Source organism: Pectinatus haikarae (assembly GCF_015732185.1).
GTDB lineage: Bacteria > Bacillota > Negativicutes > Selenomonadales > Selenomonadaceae > Pectinatus > Pectinatus haikarae.
Genome location: NZ_WIQM01000015.1, coordinates 231,525 through 254,658, shown reverse-complemented (window position 1 = coordinate 254,658; position 23,134 = coordinate 231,525). Strand labels below are relative to the sequence as shown.

The window sequence follows — 23,134 nt, the reverse complement described above, 5'->3', positions numbered from 1 at the left end:
TGATGCATATTTTTTGAGTTGCTTGAATTATAGGCTCATAATAGTTGGCATGGTATTTGCTTATTATATTGATCAGATAGATTGCAGAGTAGGTGATGTAATGACTAAACTAGCTGTTATCGCCGATGACCTGACAGGGGCCAATGATACAGCAGTACAATTTGCAAAAAGACATATGCGCTCATTTGTAAAGCTTGATATAGATAAATTGAAAAAAAATGAGTCTGATGTTTTGGTAATTGATTCAGACAGCAGAGATTTATGCCCCAAAGATGCATACGACAAGGTGAAAATAATCTGCACCGAAATAGCAGAACAGGGGATTTCCTGCATTTATAAAAAGATAGATTCAACGATGCGGGGCAATGTGGGGATAGAAATAAAAGCAGCTGCAGATGTTTTAAAGCCGAAGCTGATAATTATTGCACCAGCCTATCCGGAAAATAATCGCATCACGCTGGGCGGGTATCATTTACTGGACGGTATTCCGCTGGAGTATACAGAGATGGCTCATGCCCCGAAAACTCCTATTAATAATTCATACATACCGGCTATTTTACAGCAGCAGGTAGATGAGAAAATAGGATTGATTGAACTATTGGTTATTAATAAAGGGAAAAAATTCATTAAGGAAAAAATAGATGAATTTGCCAAAAAAAACATCAAATGGTTGGTTTGCGATGCGGTACGGCAAAGTGATTTTGCTGTGCTGACCGAGGCGCTGAAAGGGTATGAAAATATTTTATGGGCCGGTTCGGCAGGCTTGGCAGAATATCTGAATGATTTTTATGGCTGGCAGGGAAATGCGGATGCAGAAATCGTACAAAGAAACGGACCTGTTTTGATAGTTGCAGGAAGCGTGAGCCATATCACTCAAAAACAAATAGAATATGCGGCTGCAGATGAAAATATCAAAATAGTAAAGCTTGATATATCAGCGATCTTAACAGAACAGGAAAATGAAAGAGATAAGACAATAACAAAAATAAAAAAATTGATTGCCGCAAAAAATAATATATTAGTGACAGCGGCAGTTAATGATAAAGATGTTACGCGAGCTATGTGGATGGGAACGCAATGCGGATTGGAAGGCAAAGAAGTAAGTGAGCGTACAGCCTGTTTTTTAGCAGAAATAGTATCAAAATTGGAGCTTGGAAAACTGGCAGGCATGATTTTGACCGGTGGTGATACGGCTGTTCATATTTGCAGGGCAATAGGTGCTGATGCAATAGAAATAATAAAAGAGATAGACAGCGGAGTACCACTGGGCAGATTGTGCGGGGATTTTGGCGGAATGTTTGTTGTCACAAAGGCAGGAGCTTTTGGGAAACCAGAAATTTTTGTAAAAGCTATCTCTGCTATAAAAAATACTAAAAATATAAAATATAAATCTGGAGGTATAGCTAAATGAAACCTGTTTTGGGTATTACCATGGGAGATGCTGCCGGAGTTGGTCCGGAGGTGATAGTAAAATCACTGACTGACAAACTCTTGTATGAAAAAGCCCGTCCCGTTATTTTTGGTGATAAAAAAATAATGCAGAGAGCAGTAGAAATAATAGGCGCTGACCTAAAGTGCAGGACAGTCTCAGGACCTGCTGCAGGGGGTGGCGATTACGGTATTATTGACATTGTCGATCTTGACAACCTGCCTGCCGAGCTGCCTTTTGCAAAAGTGGATGGCCGTGCCGGTAAGGCTGCCTACGAATATATAGAAAAAGCTGTCGAATATGCGATGAAGAAAGAAGTACATGCCATCGTTACGGCACCGTTGAACAAGGAAGCACTCAATTTAGGCGGTGTACATTATCCGGGGCATACGGAAATACTTGGAGCATTGACGGGGCAAAAAGATTTTTCCATGATGCTTACAAGTCCTAAACTTAGAGTAATACATGTCAGTACACATGTAGCTCTCAGCCGAGTGCCTGACTTGGTAAAAAAAGAACGCATAAGTAAAGTTATTGATCTGGCATATGATACGCTGAAGCTGATGGGAATACAAGAGCCTCGAATTGCTGTGGCAGGGCTTAATCCACATTGTGGTGAAGGGGGGCTTTTCGGTACAGAAGATGATAGAGAAATAGTTCCTGCCGTTGAAGCGGCACGCAGTAAAGGATATAATGTCACCGGTCCTGTACCGCCGGACAGTGTGTTTCACAGAGCAGCAAATTTGAATGAATTTGATATCGTTGTTGTTATGTATCACGATCAGGGGCATATACCTATTAAAGTCCTTGGCTTTGACAGCGGTGTAAATGTAACTGTCGGACTGCCGTGCATCAGAACATCGGTAGACCATGGAACAGCATTTCCTGTCGCGGGTAAGGGAACTGCAAGCAGTAAGAGCATGACAGCTGCTTTGGAACTCGGGGCACAAATGGCTAAGGTTAAATTTGCTGATATTTTAAATAAATAATTATAAATTACTATGGAGGCCTTCATAATGAAAGAAATAAAACCACAAGGGATTATTACACCGGTATTGACGACGCTTACGGATGATGAGAAATTTAATCCGGAAGCTTATACAAATTTTATCAATAAACTGATCAATGCTGGAGTAAGCGGTATATTTCCGCTGGGAACAAACGGAGAATTCTATGCATTCAATAATGAAGAAAAGTTGGAAATAATAAAAACAGCGGTAAAAGCAGTAAATGGGCGGGTGCCCGTTTACGCAGGCACAGGCTGTGTCACTACAAAAGAAACAATAGAAATGTCACTAAAGGTAAAAGATTTAGGCGTAGATGTCCTCTCGATAATATCACCGTATTTTGTCGCAGTTTCCCAGGATGATCTTTACAGGCATTACAGTGCTGTGGCGAATGCTGTTGATATGCCCATTCTTCTTTATAATATACCGGCAAGAACAGGAAATAATATTGATTTTAAGACAGTTAAAAAATTGGCAGAACATAAAAATATTATCGGCATAAAAGACAGCAGCGGTAATTTTGACAATACTCTCAAATATATAGAAAATACAGATCCCCGTCTCAGTGTTCTTGCCGGAAGCGATTCTCTCATATTATGGACCCTTATGGCAGGCGGTTCAGGAGCTATATCAGGTTGCTCGAATGTATTCCCGGAATTAATGGTAAGCATTTATAAATACTGGGCAGCCGGTGATATCGCAAAGGCCAATGAAGCACAGAAAAAGATACGTCCTTTCCGCAATGTAATGCAGATGGGTAATCCGAACTCGGTTGTTAAGCTGGCAGCAAATATGCTCGGCAATGGGGTCGGACCGGCCAGAGAACCATCTAACTGCACAAATCCGGCTATAGTTGAAGCATTGAAGAAAGTATTTACTTTATATTGATGGGAGCAGCATATAATGGCAAAAGTAGTTATTTCGCACAGGCTGCATGATGATGGAATGGCTGTGCTGGAAAAAGCAGGACTCAACGTGGCAATAACCAACAGTGGAAAACCGGTCGATATGCTGCCTGAGCTGGTCGATGCAGAGGGGCTTATTATCCGAATAGGCTCCATAGATAAAGAAACGATGCTTAAATGTAAAAAATTAAAAGTAATAGGGCGCCCCGGTGTCGGCGTCGATGATGTGGATGTAGAGGCGGCAACTGAATTGGGGATTCCGGTAGTCATTGCTCCGGGAGCAAATACGCGTTCGGTAGCTGAACATGCTATGGCGATGATATTTGCCTGCGCAAAAGATATGGTACATTGCGATAAGGAAATGCGTAACGGAAATTTTGCTGTACGGAGTGAATATAAAGCCTATGAGCTGTCAGGGAAAACACTGGGGCTGATCGGCTGCGGACACATCGGTGGGCTTTTGGCACAGATGGCATCGGCAATCGGTATGAAAGTTATGATATATGATCCGTTTTTAAAAAAAGAATCAGTGGAAAAACAGGGATATGTGTATAAAACGGACATGCATGATATTTTAAAAGAAGCAGATGCTATTTCTATTCACACACCTCTGACACCACAGACCAAAAACATGATAGGTGAGGCAGAGCTGAAGATGATGAAATCAACCGGTATACTCATCAATTGTGCGCGCGGCGGTATTGTTAATGAGGCTGCATTGTGCAGGGCACTGAATGAAAATTGGATACATAGTGCGGGCACAGATGTGGTTGTTAATGAACCGATAAGCGTGGATGATCCTTTATTTAAGTGTAAAAATATTATAGTAACTCCACACATGGCAGGTCAGACGAGAGAAGCTGCATCGGGTGTAGCCACAATGGCAGCCGAGGGTGTGGCCGCAGTAATAAAAGGCGAAAAATGGGAAAAAGTATGTAATCCTAAAGCATATGAACATCCCAGATGGAATAAATAGGGTACAAAAAATAGGTTTATTATAATATATTTTGGAGGAAGATAAATGAAACAATGTCAATTGGCAATTCCGTCAATCATTCATGCCGGTCAGGGGTGTATAGAAAAGATAGCAGAAATTATTGACAAAGAACAGGCTGAAAATATATTGCTGTTCACTGATAAAGGAGTAAGAGGCGCAGGCTTGTGTGATTCAGTGGAAAAAATATGTGCCAAAGTATCATATAAAGTGATAGACGATTTAACGGCTGAACCTGCTGTAGGCGATATAGAACGTGTAATTGCAGAAGTAGGTAAAGCCCGGATTGATCTTATAATCGGTGTTGGCGGCGGCAGTGTAATGGATGCATCAAAGCTTGCCAGTATTATTGTCGGTGCTGATTATACGCTTAAAGATTTATTGAAAAACAGCAATATAGCAAAAAAATATATCAAAACGGTAATGGTGCCAACTACTTGTGGTACAGGTTCAGAAGCAACGTGCAACGCTATTGTGGCTATTCCGGAACAAGAATCAAAACAGGGTATTGTAAATAACTGTATGATTCCTGATTATGTAATACTGGATGTAAATATGATAGCAAAACTGCCGCCTAAAATTATAGCCGCAACAGGAGTGGATGCTCTGGCCCATGTAGTGGAATGCTTTACCTCCAAAAAAGCTACAGCACTGAGTGATACTTATGCAAAAGAAGGTGCCTGCAAAATATTTCATAATATAAGAAAAGCTTATGATGATGCGGATGATACAGAGGCAAAAAGTGAAATGATGATCGGTGCTTTTTATGGCGGGGTGGCAATCACTGGATCAGGTACCACCGCTGTTCATGCACTTTCTTATCCACTCGGCGGTAAATACCATATCGCACATGGTGTATCCAATGCAATTTTATTCGCACATGTGATGGCATTTAATAAAGATGCCTGTATAGATAGGCTGGCGCAGCTCTGTGATGCTGTTTATCCGGAACTTTCGAGTAAATCGGCAGATGAAAAAGCTGATTATATTATAGGGGAAATCGCTGGAATCGTTAAAGATACAAGCATTCCTGTAAGTCTAAAGGAATTTGGTGTAAAGGATAATGACTTGGACTTCCTCGTTAATGCAGGGAGTCAGCAAACAAGATTGCTTGTTAATAATTGTAAAGAATTATCGCTGGATGATATACGTTATATTTATAAACAAGTCATGTAATATACTTTTGTCAGCTATATAAATGCATGTAATATACCCCTTTTGATAAATTTATAAATAAGGCTGTTTATGCAGCCTTATTTATAAATAAACTGAATTTATCTATAAAAAAATTAATACTGTATTTTCTCTTAATAATAAAATACAGATAATTATTATTATTTCAAAATCATTTGCATAAGGAAAGCAAATGTACATTTGGTGATATATCAAATTTAGGAGAATAGGAAATAGGCAGAAAAAATTGCTATGATCTATGGGCTGAAATGAACTTTTGCCATGAAGATATGCACTAATCAAATAATAAAACTTATGAAATTGTAAATGAAAGATGCAGGGGAGGATAATAATGGAAGAGACATATGCAATAAACATTGAAACGCAGAATCAAAAACGTACACATGTGCGGTGGGCTGTTGCTGCGATGATGTGGGCGGCTATTGCAATTAATTTTATTGACAGAACAACACTGGCGATTGCGACACCTCATATTATGCGAGATTTGGGTATTACAACACAAGAAATGGGAATGCTGATGTCAGCGTTTTTTCTTTGCTATGCATTACTGCAAATTCCGGCTGGTTTTGTTTCGGAAAAAATAGGGCAGCGAAAAGCATTGGGGCTGTCTGTTCTTTGGTGGTCACTTGCGACGGGATTGACTGGTATAGCAACGGGATTCAAATCATTGATGGGATTAAGGATGATATTGGGGATAGGAGAAGCCGGTGCATATCCCAGCAATGCGGCTATCACAAGAAACTGGTTCCCCAAGAGTGAACGTGCTACTGTTGGCGGATTATTTGACAGCGGACAAAAATTTGGTGGAGCTTTTGGGATACCAATCTTGACTTGGCTTATGATACGGATTGGTTGGCAGGGAACATTTGTTGTTTTAGGCGTATTAGGTATTGCCTGGTCTATTATATGGTTTTTGTTTTTTAAAGACAATCCTGCTGATCATAAAAGTGTTAATGCAGCTGAACTATCTTATATCAGAGATGGCGCTAAAGCAGCAGCGTTAGATAGAACGATGCCGTGTAAATGGTATCAATTATTGAAGTACCGTAATGTGCAAGCTATGTGCATAGGATTTTTTACAACAAACTATAGTTCATATTTTTTTATTACATGGCTACCGATGTACTTAATGAAAGACCGTGGGCTCAGCTTTGCTGAAATGGGATTTGCAGCGTCTCTTCCACTTCTATGCGGAGCATTTGCAGAAGTTATTGCAGGATGGGCTTCCGATAAGGTTCATTCTTCAGGTAAGTTTTCACTAACGGCAACAAGAAAGGGGTTTATGTGCGGTGGTTTAATTCTGGCCTCTTTTATTGGATTTGCTGCAGTTACAGAGTCATTGTGGGTTACATTATTCTTACTTTGCTGTGCAAAGTCTGGAACGGTTATTGCAGCTTCGCAAGTATGGGCAATTCCCAGTGAAATTGCACCGCGCAATATGACGGGAATTGTTGCTGGTATTCAGAACTGTGTTTCTAATTTTGGTGGTGTTGTTGGTCCAGTTGTTACAGGTTTTATTGTTGGAACTACAGGACATTTTGAATTTGCTCTGTTATTTACGGCATTCTTGTTGATAATTGGATTATTGAATTATATATTCTATTTAGGAAAAATTGAACAAATTAAGGTGGAGTAAAGAGGAATAAGATTTAGTTTTTGTATGTGATGGTCGTGTGCATATAATTGATATATTGTTAATGGTATAATGCTATTGACATGGTTTATTGTTTATTAAAATCAGGGGATGGTGGATGTGGATTTATTTGAGAATTTATTAAAGAGTATTTCGCTTCCTAAATTTGTGAAAGTGAATTATGAAATCACACAATCTCATGTAAGCAGTCCGGAGGAGGAATTGTGCAAAGCTGTACAAAAACGTAATATACTTCAAAAGATCAAACCCGGTGATACTGTATGTATTGCTTGCGGAAGCAGAGAAATTGCCCATTTAGCAGATATAGTGCGAGTTTTGATTAAGAAAATAAAAATACATGGTGGGAGACCGTTTATTATTCCTGCAATGGGAAGTCATGGCGGTGCATCTGCAGAAGGGCAAAAGGAAATATTACTGAATTTTGGTCTGTCTGAAAAAAATGTAGGAGCTCCAATAAAGGCGACTATGGAGACTGTTCATGTTGGAATCTCTGCATCAGGATTAGAAGTGCGGCTGGATAAATACGCCTCTGGAGCCGATTGGATAATTCCGGTAGGACGTATTAAGCCACACACTGCTTTTCATGGCTCTATAGAGAGCGGTGTTCAAAAGATGATTGTCATTGGAATGGGAAAACAATACGGTGCAAATATTTGTCATTCGCGTGGATTTGGTGAAATGTCAAAGAATGTCCGTGAATTTGCTCATACGATATTGGAACATTATTCAAATATAATGGCTGTTGGTATTATTGAGAATGCATTTCATGAAACATATAAAATTATTGCATTTCCACATGACACAATAGAAGCAGAAGAACCGACATATTTAGAAGAAGCAAAGTCTTTAATGCCTAAAATTCCATTTAAAAAAGTAGATGCTATTTTTGTTGATGAGCTGGGTAAAAATATTAGTGGGACCGGTGCGGATCCAAATATTATTGGAAGATCCCCTGTTATGGGACGATGGGAACCAAATGCCGATGCTATTGTTATGTTCGATCTGACTGATGAATCCCATGGGAATGTGACAGGAATCGGTAATGCCGATATAACGACCATGCGTGTTTTTAAAAAATTTAACATGGAATCAACCTATCCAAATAATATTACAAGTTTAGTGCCTAAGGCAGCTAATATTCCTCCTGTTATGCCCAATGATCGTTTAGCTATGAAATTTGGTTTAAAAATTTGTCTTAATGTGGATGGACAAAAAGGGCCTAAAGTGGTGTGGTTGCATAATACACTTATGATGCACCGCTTTTGGGTTTCAGAAGCATTGATCCCAGAAGTAGAAAAAAATAGTGCTTTAACAATTATTTCAGAACCTCAACCGATTACTTTTGATGATAAGGGGGATGTTATTGACTGGGATTGGGATTAATCTTTTGGTAAAAAAAGGTAGAATGTAAGATGTTATTTTTGTATTGGGCAAAATAGAGCCGATCAAAATAGATAAGTAAATATAATAAACAAAAAATTAATAAAAATGCAGTATTTGGTATCTTTATACCTATACTGTATTTTTATTAATTTCTAAATATTATAGATATGACTTGCATTTCCGAAAGTATATGATAATATGGAAATACAATACAATATATATTATACAGGGAGGTAGTTTGATGTCCTTGAGAAAAAAAGTTATGGGAATTATGCTGGTGATAAGTTTCATTCCGCTGCTTATTGTGGTGACAGTGGTAATGCGCTATCTAAACAGCACGTTAGAAAAGGAAACGATTTCTCAATGTAGTGATGTGACAGGACAGATACAGATACAAATGGAGGATTATCTGGATAAGACATTTATCGCATTGAAAACAGCAGCTTCAAATCCGGCGGTTAAGTCTTATGATTTGGTACATACAAAGGATTTTTTGACAGAGGCATCCAAGGTGAATCCAAATTCATTTTCGCTTGATGATATGAAAGGAAATCAGGTGGTTCGAGGTGACGATATCTCTCTTACAAATATTTGGGATAGACCTTTTTATCAAGAGGCATTAAAAGGGAAAGAGGAATCGATATCAGGAGTTGTCTTCAGCAAAAATTCGCAAAGGCTTGTTGTTAATCTCATGACGCCGATTCGGGATATTAATAACAATGTTGTAGGTGTAATGCAGGGATCACTGCCGTTGACCAAGATGAGTGAGTTTGTGACAACACTTTCTCAAGATGGGCGGGTAGCGTACATTGTTGACCAAAACGGAAAACTGATAGCACATCCGGATGAAGAGCTTGCTAAAAAGCAGGAGGACAGAAGCGGGCTGCCTTTTATTAAAAATGCGCTGGAAAAGAAGACGAGCGGAGTAGATATAGTTGATGGGGAGTCTGGCAGGCAAATTGTCAGTTACATATATGATCAGCGTACAGGGTGGGTGATATGCCTGGAAACTCCTTATTCGTATATAACGCAGAAAACGCATACCCTTCTTTTTACAATGATTGGTTTTATCTGTTTTATATTATTAGTGGTTGCAGGAATTTCTTATTATATTGCGCGTAAATTTACACAGCCTGTTCTTGAAATGCAGGAACTGGCAGAAAAAATAGCAGATGGCAGACTTGATCAGAAATTAAATGCTGATGCTAAAGATGAAATAGGACGACTGGCTGAAGCTTTCAACAAGATGATAGACAGCCTGAGGAAACTGGTAAATCATGTTCGTACAAATTCAGATCAGCTTATAAGTTCATCGGATCAATTTTCAACAGGAGCATCACAGACGGCTCTTGCAGCAGATCAGGTAGCTAATTCTATAGCTGGTGTTGCACAAAATAGTGAACATAGCTATAAGCTATTAAATGATTCTGCTGATGTAGTTAAAAGCATGTCTGAACATATTGAAGAGGTGTTCAAAAAAACAGCCGATGTTACTGATTATTCCCGGAAAACAGTTGATACAGCCAAGGCGGGCGGTGACTCCGTACAAAATGTGATAATAAAAATGCGGGATATTGAAAAAACTGTCAATGCTTCAGCTGATTCCGTCGCTAATCTGGGGGCAAGATCAAAGGAGATAGGACAGATCGTCGATACTATTTCGGGAATAGCAGGCCAAACTAATCTCTTGGCGCTGAATGCGGCCATTGAAGCGGCAAGAGCCGGTGAACAGGGTAAGGGATTTGCCGTTGTTGCTGATGAAGTTCGAAAACTTGCCGAACAATCACAGGAAGCAGCCACTAAAATAGCTGGGATGATCAGCGAGATACAGAATGAAACACAAAAAGCTGTGAGCGATATGCAGGTTGGTACTGATGAAGTGAAAAATGGTATGGGTGCCATAAAGGAAGCGGGTACGAATTTCGATGCCATTATGAAGATGGTTACCGATCTTTCCAATGAGGTGGCAAATGTTTCTTCGGTTATAAAGGAACTGGCTGACGACGGACAGAATGTTGCGGCGTCAATGGCAGAAATAGATACTCTGATGAAAAAATCTACTGATGAAACGCAAACGGTTTCTGCGGCTACACAGGAACAGGCAGCTTCAATGGAAGAAATAAATTCTTCAAGTGAAAAACTGAATAAAATGGCACAGGAACTGCAAGATGCCGTAAGGCAGTTTAAGCTGTAAAAAATATTATCTGGCTGCAGAAAAACTCGGATGCAGTGATCATTTCTGAAAACAGGGAGCGGTTGTCATATGACAACCGCTCCCTGTTTTTAAGATGAAATTTATTTGTGCCTATATGTATTTAAAACATAATTTTATAATATTTAATTAAAAATCTTGAATTATTTAATTAAATATTATAAAATATAATAAATAATAAATGAGGTGAATTTTATGAAAAAACAAGGAATTATTAATGCACAGCTGGCTGGATATATTGCCGGACTGGGGCATAAAGATGTATTCATGGTTGTTGACGGCGGCATGCCTATACCCAGAGGTGTACCGATTGTTGATTTGGCATTATGCGGTGGTGTCCCTACATTTAAACAAGTTATGGATGCGGTTTTGGCAGAAACTGAGATTGAATTTTATACACTGGCAAAGGATATAGAGGAAAAAAATATGCCTTTGCTCCGTTATATACAGGACAAACTGCAAAATGTGGAATATGAATTAATAGAACACACAGAGCTTAAGAAAAGGTCGGCAGATGTAAAATTTGTCATCCGCACAGGGGAATTTACGCCATATCCCAATATTATTATGCGGGCGGGAGTTGCCTTTAAGGTTTGACGGGCTGTGAATGGGCATTTCTTCCGGTATGAAACGAATCGGCAGACAGTGCAATCCGGCTGTCTGTAAAAGCCGTGCCCTATGGGCCGGGTTCGGGGAAAAGGGAAAAATACAGAGGGAGAGCTGGCCCGGGGGAATAGTGACCTCAAGTTATTTTTTAATAATTTGGGGTTTTTGTATTGCCTTTTGTTCTGAAAGTGATGTTTATATAACTTTTAAATTTACGATATATGTTATACAATATAGAACAAGATTCAAAATAATTGCCAAGGGGAGGAGAACCGGTGGCAGATATTACGATAAAAGATATAGCAGATAAATTGGGCGTATCACCGGCAACAGTTTCATTGGCGCTTAACGATCGTCCCGGCGTGAATGCACAGACAAGAAAAAGAGTGCTGGATATTGTGAAAAAGCTTAACTATACGGGGACTGGTTTTTCACGGACACGCAAGGGCCAAAAGAACAATGACATTTTAAATTTTCTGGTGTACAAGAGATCAGGCAAGGTAATAGCCGATACGCAGTTTTTTACGACACTTATTGAATCTGTGGAAAGAGCGGCACGGGCATGCGATTATACGATAACTCTGACCTACTGCGAGAATGAAACACAATTTTTGGAAAATATAGGTAATGTTTTGGCAACGAGTGCGGCGGGCCTGATTGTTTTGGGCACGGAGATGCAGGAAAAGGATGTAAGATTGTTTGAAGGGCTTGATATACCGATAGTGATACTTGATAATGAGCTGCTCGGAATGTCGGTTGATACAGTTATGATCCATAATATGAAGGGCATTTGTGAGGCTGTAAATTATCTTTATTCTGAGGGGCATACAACTATAGGATATTTGAAAAGCTCATTTTCTATACGCAACTTTGAATATAGATTTTTAAGTTATAAATATGCACTGGATCATTTGGGACTGGAATATAGCAGTCAATATACTTTTTCTCTGGACCCGTCAATGGATGGGGCCTTTGAGGATATGAATACCCTTTTGGCCAAGTCGCCGCAGCTGCCGACAGCCTTTATGGCAGATAATGACCTTATTGCTGTCGGAGCATTGAAAGCGCTGCGGCAAAACGGTGTTCGTATTCCCGAAGACGTGTCCGTTATCGGCTTCGATGATATTCCTATGTGCACATTCATAGAGCCGGAGCTGGCTTCGATTTCGGTGCCCATAGAGCAATTGGGGACTATTGCTGTCCGACGGCTGATGGAAAAGATTAATAACAGCGGTGCTGACAGCAGCTTTTTGAGAATTGCAGTGGAAACATCGTTTATTGCCCGCGGCAGCGCTGGCAGCAACGCGGCAGGAGCAATAAGCACCGTAAAATGAAGAGATTTTAAGTACAATGTTTTGCAGCGGAGGCCAGAACAATATTGAGCAGCGTATGAAAAGAGGGTGGATTTTTAAATCCATCCTCTTTTTGTGTCTTATTTTCTCTAAAATATTTAATTAAAATTATTGACATTTAAATAGATAATGATATAATTTTAATTAAATAATTTAAGAGAGGGAATAGATATGGAGAAGATTAGATTAGGATTAGCACCTACACGCCGTTCGATTTTCAGTGCACCTGACGCATTAAAATATAGAAGGCTCACTAAAGCGCGTCTGGAAGAATTGGAAATAGATTTTGTTGATATCGATGATATAAATGATGAAGGATTGCTTTACAACGATGATGATAGGAAAAAAATAAGTGAAAAATTCAGAAAAAATAAAATAGATGGATTGTTTATTCCACATTGTAATTTTGGAACTGAATATGAATGTGCCAGACTGGCAAAGGATTTGAATGTGCCGGTTTTACTTTGGGGACCGCTTGATGAACGTCCGGATGAGAATGGTGTCCGGCTGCGCGATAGCCAGTGCGGACTTTTTGCCACGGGTAAAGTTCTGCGCCGATTCAAAGTACCTTTCACATATCTGACCAACTGCCGATTGGATGATCCTGTTTTTGAACGGGGTGTAAAAGATTTTCTTGCTGTTTGCAATGTTGTAAAAACATTTAATAATACACGTATTTTGCAAATTGGACCGCGTCCGTTTGATTTCTGGTCAACAATGTGCAATGAAGGAGAACTGCTTGAAAAGTTCAATATCCAGCTGTCACCGATCCCGCTGCCCGAACTGACTCAGGAAGTGAACAAAGTGAAAGCGGAAAAAAGCGGTCTTGACGAAACAGTAAGATATCTTCATGAAAATATGGATGTAAAAATCAAAGAAGATGAAGTGGAAACCGTTGCAGCTCTGGCTGTAGCGATGAAGAATCTGGTAAGAAAATATGGCTGCAACGCTGCCGCGATACAGTGCTGGAATGCATTGCAGGGAGAATTGGGAATAATGCCTTGCGCGGCTAACTCTCTGTTAAATGAAGAAGGCATTCCCGTGGTCTGTGAAACCGATATACATGGTGCCGTTACAGCTCTGATGGCAGAAGCGGCCGGTATGGGCCAGACAAGATCGTTTTTTGCCGACTGGACTATTCGCCATCCGGATATTGAAAACGGAGAACTTCTGCAGCATTGCGGTCCGTGGCCAATTTCCATAGCCAAGGAAAAGGCACAGCTCACCTATCCGCTGGCTTTTGACCATCCTGGCAGCATCACAGCGGAAGCTAAACATGGTGAGGTAACATTATGCAGATTTGACGGCGACAACGGGGAATATTCTCTGCTTATGGGAAATGCCAAGGGCGTTGACGGACCCAAGGGAATGGGAACCTATCTGTGGGTAGAAGTGGAAAATATAAAAAGATTGGAGGCTAAAATTGTTGAGGGACCTTATATCCACCATTGTGTAGGCATACATAAAAATATAGTCCCTGTACTTTACGAAGCATGTAAGTATATAAATATCAAACCTGATTTCTACGATCCGATTGAAGAGGACACTAAAGCATATTTACGAGGAGAATGAGCATGAATTTAAAAATAAAAGCTACTGAATTGAGAGCAGATATTTTAACACTGATTCACCATGCAAGAACCGGTCATACTGGCGGTGATATGAGTGTTATCGATATACTGACGGTACTTTATTATAAACATATGAATGTAAGACCCGAGAACATAAAAGATCCGGAACATGACAGATTTGTCCTGAGTAAAGGCCATTCGGCCGAAGCTTTGTATTGTGTGCTGGCTGATTTGAAATTTTTTCCTAAAGCAGATTTAGATACTTATTCATGCTATGGTTCAAAATATATCGGGCACCCCAATAATAAGGTAAACGGTGTGGAAATGAATACCGGTTCGCTGGGACATGGCTTGGCAGTCGCCACAGGTATGGCCTTGGCAGGACGAATGGATAAAAGAGACTATAGAGTTTATGCAGTCATGGGTGACGGTGAAATGGCAGAAGGTTCAGTGTGGGAGGCCATTATGGCAGCGGGACATTACAAGCTTGATAATCTGACGGCTTTTGTCGATCGCAATCGGCTGCAGATTTCAGGGTCGACAGAAACGGTAATGTCTCAGGATTCACAGGAAAAGCGCTGGGAAGCTTTTGGCTGGAATGTATTGTCAATAGCCGGCAATGATATAGATGCCATTGATGCGGCTGTGACTTTGGCGAAACACACTAAAGGCAAACCAACTGTAATAATTGCCAATACAACAAAAGGCTGCGGAATTTCATATATGGAAAACAAACCTGTATGGCATCATCGTGTACCGACAGAAGAAGAATTTGCCCAGGGCATCAAAGAATTGGAACAAAGGAGAGCTCAATATGAATAAGATCGCCAATAAGCAGGTCATATGCAACAAACTTTTGGAAGCATCACAAAACGACAGGGACATTGTTGTACTTTGCAGTGATTCAAGAGGTTCAGCCTCGCTGACCAAATTTGCTGATGAACGGCCGGAACAATTCATTGAAATCGGTATAGCTGAACAAAACTTAGTTTCAGTCAGTGCGGGACTTGCATCCTGTAAGAAAAAAGTGTTTGCCGTTTCTCCTGCCAGCTTCCTGAGCACACGCAGTATGGAGCAGATAAAGGTGGATGTCGCTTATTCCAATACCAATGTGACACTTGTGGGCATAAGCGGCGGTATAAGCTATGGTGCACTTGGTATGACACATCATTCGGCCAATGATATAGCCACGATAGCTTCAATTCCTAATATGCGGGTTTATTTGCCGAGCGATCGATTTCAGACGGAAAAGCTGATAGAAGCAGTACTGAAAGATGAAAAGCCAAGCTATATACGTGTTGGCCGCAATGCGGTAGAGGATGTTTATGAAGAAGGCAATGTGCCGTTTACACTGGGAAAATCCGTTTTGGTCAAAGACGGTTCGGATGTAACATTGATAGCTTGCGGCGAAATGGTTAAACCGGCTAAGGATGCAGCTGAATTATTGGCTGCGGAAGGTATATCCGCACGCGTGCTGGACATGTATTGTGTCAAGCCGATTGATGAAGAGGCTGTCATAAAAGCTGCGAAAGAAACGAAAGGGATAATAACGGTAGAGGAACATACTCTGTATGGAGGGTTGAATTCTCTGGTAAGTCAGATCGCGGCAGCCAAATGCCCTATCAAAATTATTGGTATGGGTCTTCCGGACACACCGGTAATTACAGGCAAATCTCAGGAAGTTTTTGATACATACGGACTTAATGCAGCAGGAATTGCTGAAAATGCCAGAAGCTTGATGAAATAAAATCTATTATGCGTTGAGCTGTCAGCTGGACAGACAATAGCAGATTTATGGAAAACTGGCCGACAGCACTGACTAAGAAGAAAGTCTGACAGGTAGGGGAGAATGAGATGCCGGAACAGGGATATATATTGGGTCTTGATCAAAGCACTCAGGGGACAAAGGCGCTGCTGTATGATGCGGCAGGAAAAATTATAGCCCGCAGCGATTTGCCGCACAGGCAGATGATTGATGAGCGCGGCTGGGTGGAGCATGATCCGCAGGAAATACTGGAAAATGTATATAAAGTGACAACTGATGTCGTGAAAAAAGCGTCAATCAATAAAGCCGAGATAGCTGCGATAGGGATCAGCAACCAACGCGAAACTGCCATGGCCTGGAATCGAAAAACGGGAAAACCTGTTTATCCGGCTATTGTTTGGCAGTGCGCCCGCGGAGAAGCGATTTGTGAGCGGTTGAGAAAATTGGGATGGGCTGAAAAAATAAAAAAATCAACAGGGCTCTTTTTATCACCGTATTTTTCTGCGGCTAAATTGGCATGGATAATGGAAAATGTCGAAGAGGCCAGAACCGCGGCAGAAAAAGGTGAGCTCTGCTGTGGAACGATGGACAGCTGGCTGGTCTATTCCCTGACGGGCGGACAAAGCTTTAAAACTGACTATTCTAATGCTTCACGGACACAGTTGTTCAATATTGTCGAATTAAGCTGGGACAAAGCTGTATGTGATGCCTTTGGCGTGAAGGCCGATACTCTGCCGCAGGTTGTTGATTCTGATGCTTTTTATGGCAAGACGGATCTTGACGGGTATTTGCCGGAAGGGATACCTATCCATGCTGTTATGGGAGATTCCCATGCGGCTCTTTTGGGGCAGGGCTGCCTGATGCCGGGGGGAGTAAAAGCTACTTACGGCACAGGCTCATCAGTAATGATAAATACCGGCAGAAAAAGGATAGACAGTAAAAAAGGACTGGTTACATCTCTGGCTTGGTCGCTTGGCGGCGAGGTGAATTATGTGTTGGAGGGAAATGTCAATTACACAGGAGCCGTGATAAGCTGGCTTAAAAATGATCTCGGATTGATTCAGTCAGCTGCTGAAACTCAAAATATGGCAAAAACGGCCAATCCAACCGATACGACATACCTCGTACCTGCATTTACAGGTCTGGGCGCGCCATACTGGCAAAATGAGGCAAAAGGGCTCATCACAGGAATGACACGTATGACAGGCAAAAATGAGCTTGTAAAAGCGGCACTGGAAAGTATTGCCTATCAAATCGCGGATGTCCTCAGGCTGATGGAAGAAGAATCGGGCATAAAGATAACTTCCTTGCGTGTGGATGGCGGTCCTACCGGCAACGAATATCTGATGCAGTTTCAAAGTGACATTCAGGGCTGCGAGGTATTGGTATCCGATGTAGAAGAACTTTCCGCATCGGGAGCTGCCTATCTGGCGGGCATAGCAGCAGGATTTTATGATAAAAACAAGATTGCGTCAACAGGGAATCATAAAGTTTACAAGACTCTGATGAATGATAATAAACGCGAAATCCTGTATTCAGGCTGGAGAGAGGCAATAGAGCGGACGATTCAGCATATAGACGTGTAAGCTCATATATAACAATGTTTCGTACGGCTGTCTCATAGATGAAGTTTCTAAGCAAAATGTGAGAAACTAACTATACCTAAACGCTATGGGATTGCCGCGCCAAATATTGCATGAAATTATGAATGACAGGCAATGATGATGAATTTTATTTTTGAGCAGAAAATTGAGAAAATTATATGTTGAAATAATATTTCTGTTAAGCTGCTAATTACAGCAAAAAAGATAATAAAGAAAATTATATATCAAGCCTGAATTTTATTCATGACAGCAATTATATATGTGAAAACAATGGCAATATATGGCTGCAAAGTTGAATCGCTTAGTTGCAATAGATGAAAGGGAGATATTTTGATGAATTCAGAAAAAATTAGTGTACGTGAAAAAATTTGTTATGGCTTGGGTGATTCATCGGCAAATATTTTCTTTGGCATGACGATGATGTTTCTGCCTTACTTTTATACTGATGTTGTTGGTATATCAGCAAGCGCAATGGGAGTTCTGTTCCTTGTGGCAAGATTTTTCGATGCGTTTTCAGATCCTATCATAGGCCATTTGGCGGATAATACTAATACGAAATATGGGCATTATCGGCCGTTCTTGTTGTATATGGCTGTACCGTATGGTTTATCATGCTTTTTAGTATTTTTGGCTCCTGATTTTTCTCCGTCTGGCAAACTTATTTATGCGTATCTTACATATTTGTTCCTGATCATGATGTATGCATCCACAGTTGTTCCTTATGTGGGACTGCTGTCAGTTATTACCGGTAATCCCGAAGAACGTTTGTCAATAAACTCGTACAGGTTTCCTCTGGCGAAATCAGCATTTTTATTATGTTCCGTTGTAGTTCCGGCTTTTGTTGCCACTTATGATAAAGCACATGAAGCAGAAGGTTATATGACGGCAATGATCATTATTGCGATCATCGCGGCAGGCTGTACATTGACATGTTTTTTCGGTACGAAAGAACGTGTTCATATTGAAGTAGATACAAAAAATAAAAAAAGCTCGCTGCTTTCGGAAATAAAAATTATTTTCAAGACAAAAACATTACGGTCTTTTTATATCTTTTTTGCACTTACGCAAATGGCGTTTACATTTAAAGGAAGCTCTGCCATCTATTATGCCAAATACTATTTACAGCAAAATGACGCATTTCTGACAGGCGTTCTCGCAGCATTTTCCATAGCGGGTATTGTAGCACCTATGGTGGCTATGCTGCTTATAAACAGAGGCTATTTTACAAAGCTGCGCATGCTGGAGGTTGCTACTTTAGGAGCCGGCATCACAGCGGTGCCGATTATGTTCATACCGGCAGAATATTATTTTGCATCAGCGGCATTTCTGGTTATTTCAACTTTTTTTGGTGAACTGGGCATTATCGTTTACTGGGCACTTCCCTGTGATTGTGCGGAATTGTGTGAAGTTAAATATAACAAAAAAATGATTGGTGTTTTAGGCGCATTGGCATTATTTTCACAAAAGTTCGCAATGGGCATAGTCGGTATTTTGATAGGCGGTATTCTTTCCTATGTAGGCTATGTTGCCGGCGGTGCTGTCAACGGAAAAATAGCCGCTGGTATATTGAGCATTGTGGCAGGTCTTCCTGCGATATGCCATTTTGTAAGTTATTATTACCTTAAAAAATATGATCTTGATGAAGAAAAAGTATCAAAACTTCATGAAGAAATGAATGCAATAAAAACAGCAAATGCATGATTTTTGCAAAAAGTGAATAAAAACGTACTATAAGTCAAGCCATATGGTTTGGATAAAATCCGGAGTAATCTGAGTCGCACTATTTCTTCATGGAATAGTACGACTCTTACCGGTGGAAATAGTATAAATAGGCAGCAGCTGCTGCTTAAGTGTCAGGGAAAGTTGAAATTATTGTAATTAATTAATATGGTTTTGACATGACATACGAAATTATACTTGTGCAAATCTTTTTCAATAAACATCAGAATTAACAAAAAATTATAATTAAACAGATATGTTTTTATTTTACGAACTATATATAAGCAGTAATGCATGGTCCTCAGGTGCACATAGTAAAACGGATTTCACAGGAGCAGTTCCTGATGAATCATAGTATTTAAAAATTTTTAGGAGGATGGGTAACATGAAAAGATTCAAAAAAATAGTGGCAATGGTTTTGTTTGTCGGGATGATGGGAATCTTATTTGCCGGGTGCGGGGACGACAGCAGTAAGACCAGTGGTTCAGCCGCTTCTTCAGGACAGGGGAAGGAAGCAAAAGTATTGACGGGAGGCGGTTCAAAGATAATTTATGTTATTACACCGTCGCATTCCAACCCATTTTTTAAGACAGAAGCAGATGCCGCTGCCGCTAAGGCAAAAACACTTGGCTATGAAGTGAAAATGGTGTCGCATGATGATGACGCAACAAAGCAGGCAGAATTGTTTGAAAATGCTATTTCAGATAAAGCTGCCGCCATTATCTGTGATAATGCAGGTGCCGATGCTACTGTGGCAGCTGTGCAAAAAGCGCGCGACGCAAATATTCCGACCTTTCTGATCGATCGCGAAATTAACGGAAACGGTATAGCTGTTTCTCAGATTGTTGCAAACAACTACCAGGGGGCGAAGGCGATAGCAGAGGTTTTCGTGGAAAAGATGGGTGAAACGGGCAAATATGCGGAACTTTTGGGGAAAGAGTCAGATACAAATGCCGGTGTTCGTTCCAGTGCTTTTCATGAAGTAATAGATCAGTATGCCGATATGAAAATGGTCGCTCAGCAGACGGCAAATTGGGAACAGACAGAAGCTTATCAGAAAGCGGAAACTATCTTGCAGTCAAATTCGGATATCAAGGGAATCATTTGTGGCAATGACACCATGGCTATAGGGGCAGTTGCGGCCATTAAGAATGCAGGGCTGAAGGATGTGGCAGTGATCGGTGTAGATGGATCCGATGAAGCGGCCGCAGCTATCAGGGAAGGTACGATGACCGGCACTGCACTGCAGCAGGCTGCTTTGATTGCTGAAATGGCTGTTGAACAGGCAGACAAATATCTGAAAGAAGGTAAAACCGGGCTGGAAGAAAAACAGTTGGTGGATTGTATAGCAATTACGTCAAAAAATGTAGATAAGCTGAAAACATTTGTTTATAAAGAGTAAGAGTTTTTTATTTGTTTGTGCAGAAGGCGGAATTTTACGGCTTCTGCACAAACAATGTTAAATATTACTGGCGGAAGGCGGAATGAGTATGGCTATGAAAAGGCGTGCATGCATAATAATGATGGCATGTCTGATAATGACGATGCTGCTGACAGGCTGTGTCAAAGTGGTGCAAATCGGACATGAGGCAGAGATCACGGGCAATGCAGTTTTTAATGCTTCTGAAAATGTGGCCGGTATTTGGGAATCTCAGGCTATCCCACAGCTGGAGAAAAAAGCAGTTGATCTGCCACAGTTTTTGGCTGAAGCCAATGGAAATTTGAAATCCTTGGCAGGAAAGTATGGTCGGTATTCGATGGGGGATAAAGGTGAATTGAGCTATGTGGTCAAAGGTCAGGGCCGGATCACAGAGGTCAATCAGGTAAAAAAAGCGGGAACTATGACTCTGCAGCTGGATGGCTACACAGGACCGATCAAAATTTATTTACAGATCGGCAGTGTTTATAAAGGATCGGCTGTGCGTGACAGTTTAGATTTTATCAAATATGAAGATTATAAGAATCAAGTAGATTGGGCGAAGGTGTCACAGAGTATTCATGATATTGTAAACAAGGATGTAGTGGGCAAGCAGGATCTGAAGACAATTCAGGGAAAGACAGTCAAATTTGTCGGCTGTTTCAGCGCAGATAAGCCAGATGAAATTTTGATCACACCGGTTGAACTAAGTGTACAGTAGGAGGGACGGATATGGGAGAAATATTTAAAATGCCGGAAGATATTTGTCTGCACGCAGAAAAGATTTCCAAAGTTTATCCGGGAACAAAAGCACTTGATGAGGTGTCCTTTGATGTACATAAGGGAAAGGTAAATGTTCTGATCGGTGAAAACGGTGCAGGTAAATCTACCTTGATGAAAATAATCGCCGGAATCGAGCAGCCTTCTTCCGGGGAATTGTATATGGATGGACAACAGGCAGTATTTAAGAATGTGACGCAGGCAAAGCAGCATGGAATAGGGATCATTCATCAGGAACTGAGCCTTTTTCCTAATTTGAATGTGTACCAGAATATTTTCATGTCACGGGAATGTACTCGTTATAAATTTGGATTGGATAATAAAAAGCATATAGAACTGACCGAGAGGATCATGAAAAAACTGGAATATCCCATACGTCCGCAGACTATTGTGGGAGATCTGAGGGTCGGGCAGCAGCAGATGATTGAAATCGCCCGTAATCTGGTGCAGGATGATTTGAAAATTCTTATTATGGATGAACCGACATCATCCTTGAGTGCGCAGGAAGTACAGGTCCTTTTTAAAATAGTGAGAGAGCTGACGGCAGAAGGTATATCGATAGTCTATATTTCCCACCGTCTGGAAGAAATTATGCAGATCGGTGATTATATCACTATTCTGCGGGACGGACGCCTTGTAGCTTCATCAGAAGTGAAAAAAATTGATATTTCATGGATAGTCAGACAAATGGTAGGGGAAGGAAAGATATTTCCTAAACGAAAAACCGCCGTTGATTGGGGCACGCGTGAGAAGGTGCTGGAGGTTAAGGACCTGACACTGCCGAAAAAAGGCGGAGGTTATCTGCTGAATTCAGTCAGTTTTGACCTGAAAAAGGGTGAAATTCTTGGTATATACGGACTGATGGGAGCAGGAAGAACGGAAATTTTTGAATGTATTATGGGGCTGCATCCGGAATATAAAGGGACGGTAAAACTGCATGGCAAAGAAATTCGCATAAAAAGTGTTTCTCAGCAGATTCAGGAGGGATTTGCTCTCGTTCCGGAAGATCGTCAGAGTGAAGGTCTTGTGCAGACTATGAATATTGCGAAGAATATTTCTTTGTCCAGTTTAAAAAATTATGCCAGAGCCATTTTTTTGAATAGGAAAAAGGAAGCTGAATCTGTAGAACGAGAGATCAGGGATATACATATAAAGGTAGCGGATAAAACGCTGCCGATCCTGTCTCTTTCCGGCGGCAATCAGCAAAAGGTAGTTATAGGGAAAGGGCTTCTGACCAAGCCCAAGATCTTACTGCTGGATGAACCGACCAGAGGAATCGATATCGGAGCCAAGACAGAAGTTTTTGAAATTATTCAGGGCTATGCAGAAAAAGGATTGTCTATCATAGTGGTTTCTTCTGAGCTGCAGGAGATTATGGCTATTGCGGACAGAATATTAGTTCTTTCCAACGGGATCAAAACGAGTGAGATGCAAAAGGAAGAGATCACAGAAGATAAGCTGGTGCTGGCATCATATAAAGGGCACAGTTCTGAGAACAGGCAGAATTTATAGTAAACTGTCGTGCAGTGAGAAAGGATGAGT

General features: G+C 40.8%; 18 protein-coding genes. All 18 read left to right on the top strand.

The features are described from left to right. Nucleotides 1–13: 13 nt before the first annotated feature. The 18 genes from I6758_RS10605 (at nt 14) to I6758_RS10520 (ending at nt 23,104) form a co-directional block, all read left to right on the top strand. Nucleotides 14–1,411, top strand: a complete 1,398-nt coding sequence (locus tag I6758_RS10605) for a four-carbon acid sugar kinase family protein (RefSeq protein ID WP_196605226.1) — start codon at nt 14–16, stop codon at nt 1,409–1,411. Continuing rightward, nucleotides 1,408–2,418 carry a 4-hydroxythreonine-4-phosphate dehydrogenase PdxA gene (gene pdxA / locus I6758_RS10600; RefSeq protein WP_196605225.1) on the top strand — a complete coding sequence of 337 codons (1,011 nt, stop codon included), beginning with the start codon at nt 1,408–1,410 and terminating at the stop codon, nt 2,416–2,418. The genes I6758_RS10605 and pdxA overlap by 4 nt, the downstream gene beginning before the upstream one ends. A gap of 27 nt (nt 2,419–2,445) precedes the next feature. Further along, the gene (gene dapA / locus I6758_RS10595; protein WP_196605224.1) at nt 2,446–3,324 is read left to right on the top strand and encodes a 4-hydroxy-tetrahydrodipicolinate synthase; all 879 of its coding nucleotides are present in this window, start codon (nt 2,446–2,448) and stop codon (nt 3,322–3,324) included. Nucleotides 3,325–3,339: 15 nt separating this feature from the next. Continuing rightward, nucleotides 3,340–4,317, top strand: coding sequence for a hydroxyacid dehydrogenase (locus I6758_RS10590; RefSeq protein ID WP_196605223.1), 978 nt, complete (start codon nt 3,340–3,342; stop codon nt 4,315–4,317). Between the two features lie 45 nt (nt 4,318–4,362). Continuing rightward, nucleotides 4,363–5,511, top strand: a complete 1,149-nt coding sequence (locus I6758_RS10585; RefSeq protein WP_196605222.1) for an iron-containing alcohol dehydrogenase — start codon at nt 4,363–4,365, stop codon at nt 5,509–5,511. Between the two features lie 349 nt (nt 5,512–5,860). Beyond that, complete coding sequence (locus tag I6758_RS10580; protein ID WP_196605221.1) at nt 5,861–7,165, top strand: MFS transporter; 1,305 nt, start codon at nt 5,861–5,863, stop codon at nt 7,163–7,165. A 117-nt stretch (nt 7,166–7,282) separates the two neighbouring features. Continuing rightward, nucleotides 7,283–8,566, top strand: a complete 1,284-nt coding sequence (locus tag I6758_RS10575; RefSeq protein WP_196605220.1) for a nickel pincer cofactor-dependent isomerase, group 22 — start codon at nt 7,283–7,285, stop codon at nt 8,564–8,566. Between the two features lie 241 nt (nt 8,567–8,807). Beyond that, nucleotides 8,808–10,760 carry a methyl-accepting chemotaxis protein gene (locus tag I6758_RS10570; RefSeq protein ID WP_196605219.1) on the top strand — a complete coding sequence of 651 codons (1,953 nt, stop codon included), beginning with the start codon at nt 8,808–8,810 and terminating at the stop codon, nt 10,758–10,760. A 213-nt stretch (nt 10,761–10,973) separates the two neighbouring features. Beyond that, nucleotides 10,974–11,375, top strand: a complete 402-nt coding sequence (gene rbsD / locus I6758_RS10565; protein WP_196605218.1) for a D-ribose pyranase — start codon at nt 10,974–10,976, stop codon at nt 11,373–11,375. Nucleotides 11,376–11,659: 284 nt separating this feature from the next. Next, nucleotides 11,660–12,718, top strand: a complete 1,059-nt coding sequence (locus I6758_RS10560) for a LacI family DNA-binding transcriptional regulator (RefSeq protein ID WP_196605217.1) — start codon at nt 11,660–11,662, stop codon at nt 12,716–12,718. A 189-nt stretch (nt 12,719–12,907) separates the two neighbouring features. Next, on the top strand, nt 12,908–14,308 hold the full coding sequence (locus tag I6758_RS10555; protein WP_196605216.1) for an L-fucose/L-arabinose isomerase family protein: 1,401 nt from the start codon (nt 12,908–12,910) through the stop codon (nt 14,306–14,308). Nucleotides 14,309–14,310: 2 nt separating this feature from the next. After that, nucleotides 14,311–15,129, top strand: coding sequence for a transketolase (locus I6758_RS10550; RefSeq protein WP_196605215.1), 819 nt, complete (start codon nt 14,311–14,313; stop codon nt 15,127–15,129). Further along, a complete protein-coding gene (locus I6758_RS10545) occupies nt 15,122–16,054 on the top strand; it encodes a transketolase family protein (protein WP_196605214.1) in 933 nt (310 codons plus the stop codon). Before I6758_RS10550 ends, I6758_RS10545 begins: the two co-directional genes overlap by 8 nt. 107 nt (nt 16,055–16,161) lie before the next feature. Beyond that, nucleotides 16,162–17,658 carry a glycerol kinase GlpK gene (glpK, locus tag I6758_RS10540; protein ID WP_196605213.1) on the top strand — a complete coding sequence of 499 codons (1,497 nt, stop codon included), beginning with the start codon at nt 16,162–16,164 and terminating at the stop codon, nt 17,656–17,658. A gap of 351 nt (nt 17,659–18,009) precedes the next feature. Then, the gene (locus I6758_RS10535; protein ID WP_196605212.1) at nt 18,010–19,377 is read left to right on the top strand and encodes an MFS transporter; all 1,368 of its coding nucleotides are present in this window, start codon (nt 18,010–18,012) and stop codon (nt 19,375–19,377) included. A gap of 403 nt (nt 19,378–19,780) precedes the next feature. Next, entirely contained in the window at nt 19,781–20,797 is a 1,017-nt protein-coding gene (locus I6758_RS10530) for a D-ribose ABC transporter substrate-binding protein (RefSeq protein WP_196605211.1), read from the top strand. 88 nt (nt 20,798–20,885) lie between these two features. Continuing rightward, nucleotides 20,886–21,533, top strand: a complete 648-nt coding sequence (locus tag I6758_RS10525) for a DUF2291 family protein (protein WP_231038633.1) — start codon at nt 20,886–20,888, stop codon at nt 21,531–21,533. A gap of 11 nt (nt 21,534–21,544) precedes the next feature. Further along, nucleotides 21,545–23,104, top strand: coding sequence for a sugar ABC transporter ATP-binding protein (locus I6758_RS10520; RefSeq protein WP_231038632.1), 1,560 nt, complete (start codon nt 21,545–21,547; stop codon nt 23,102–23,104). Nucleotides 23,105–23,134 lie beyond the last annotated feature (30 nt).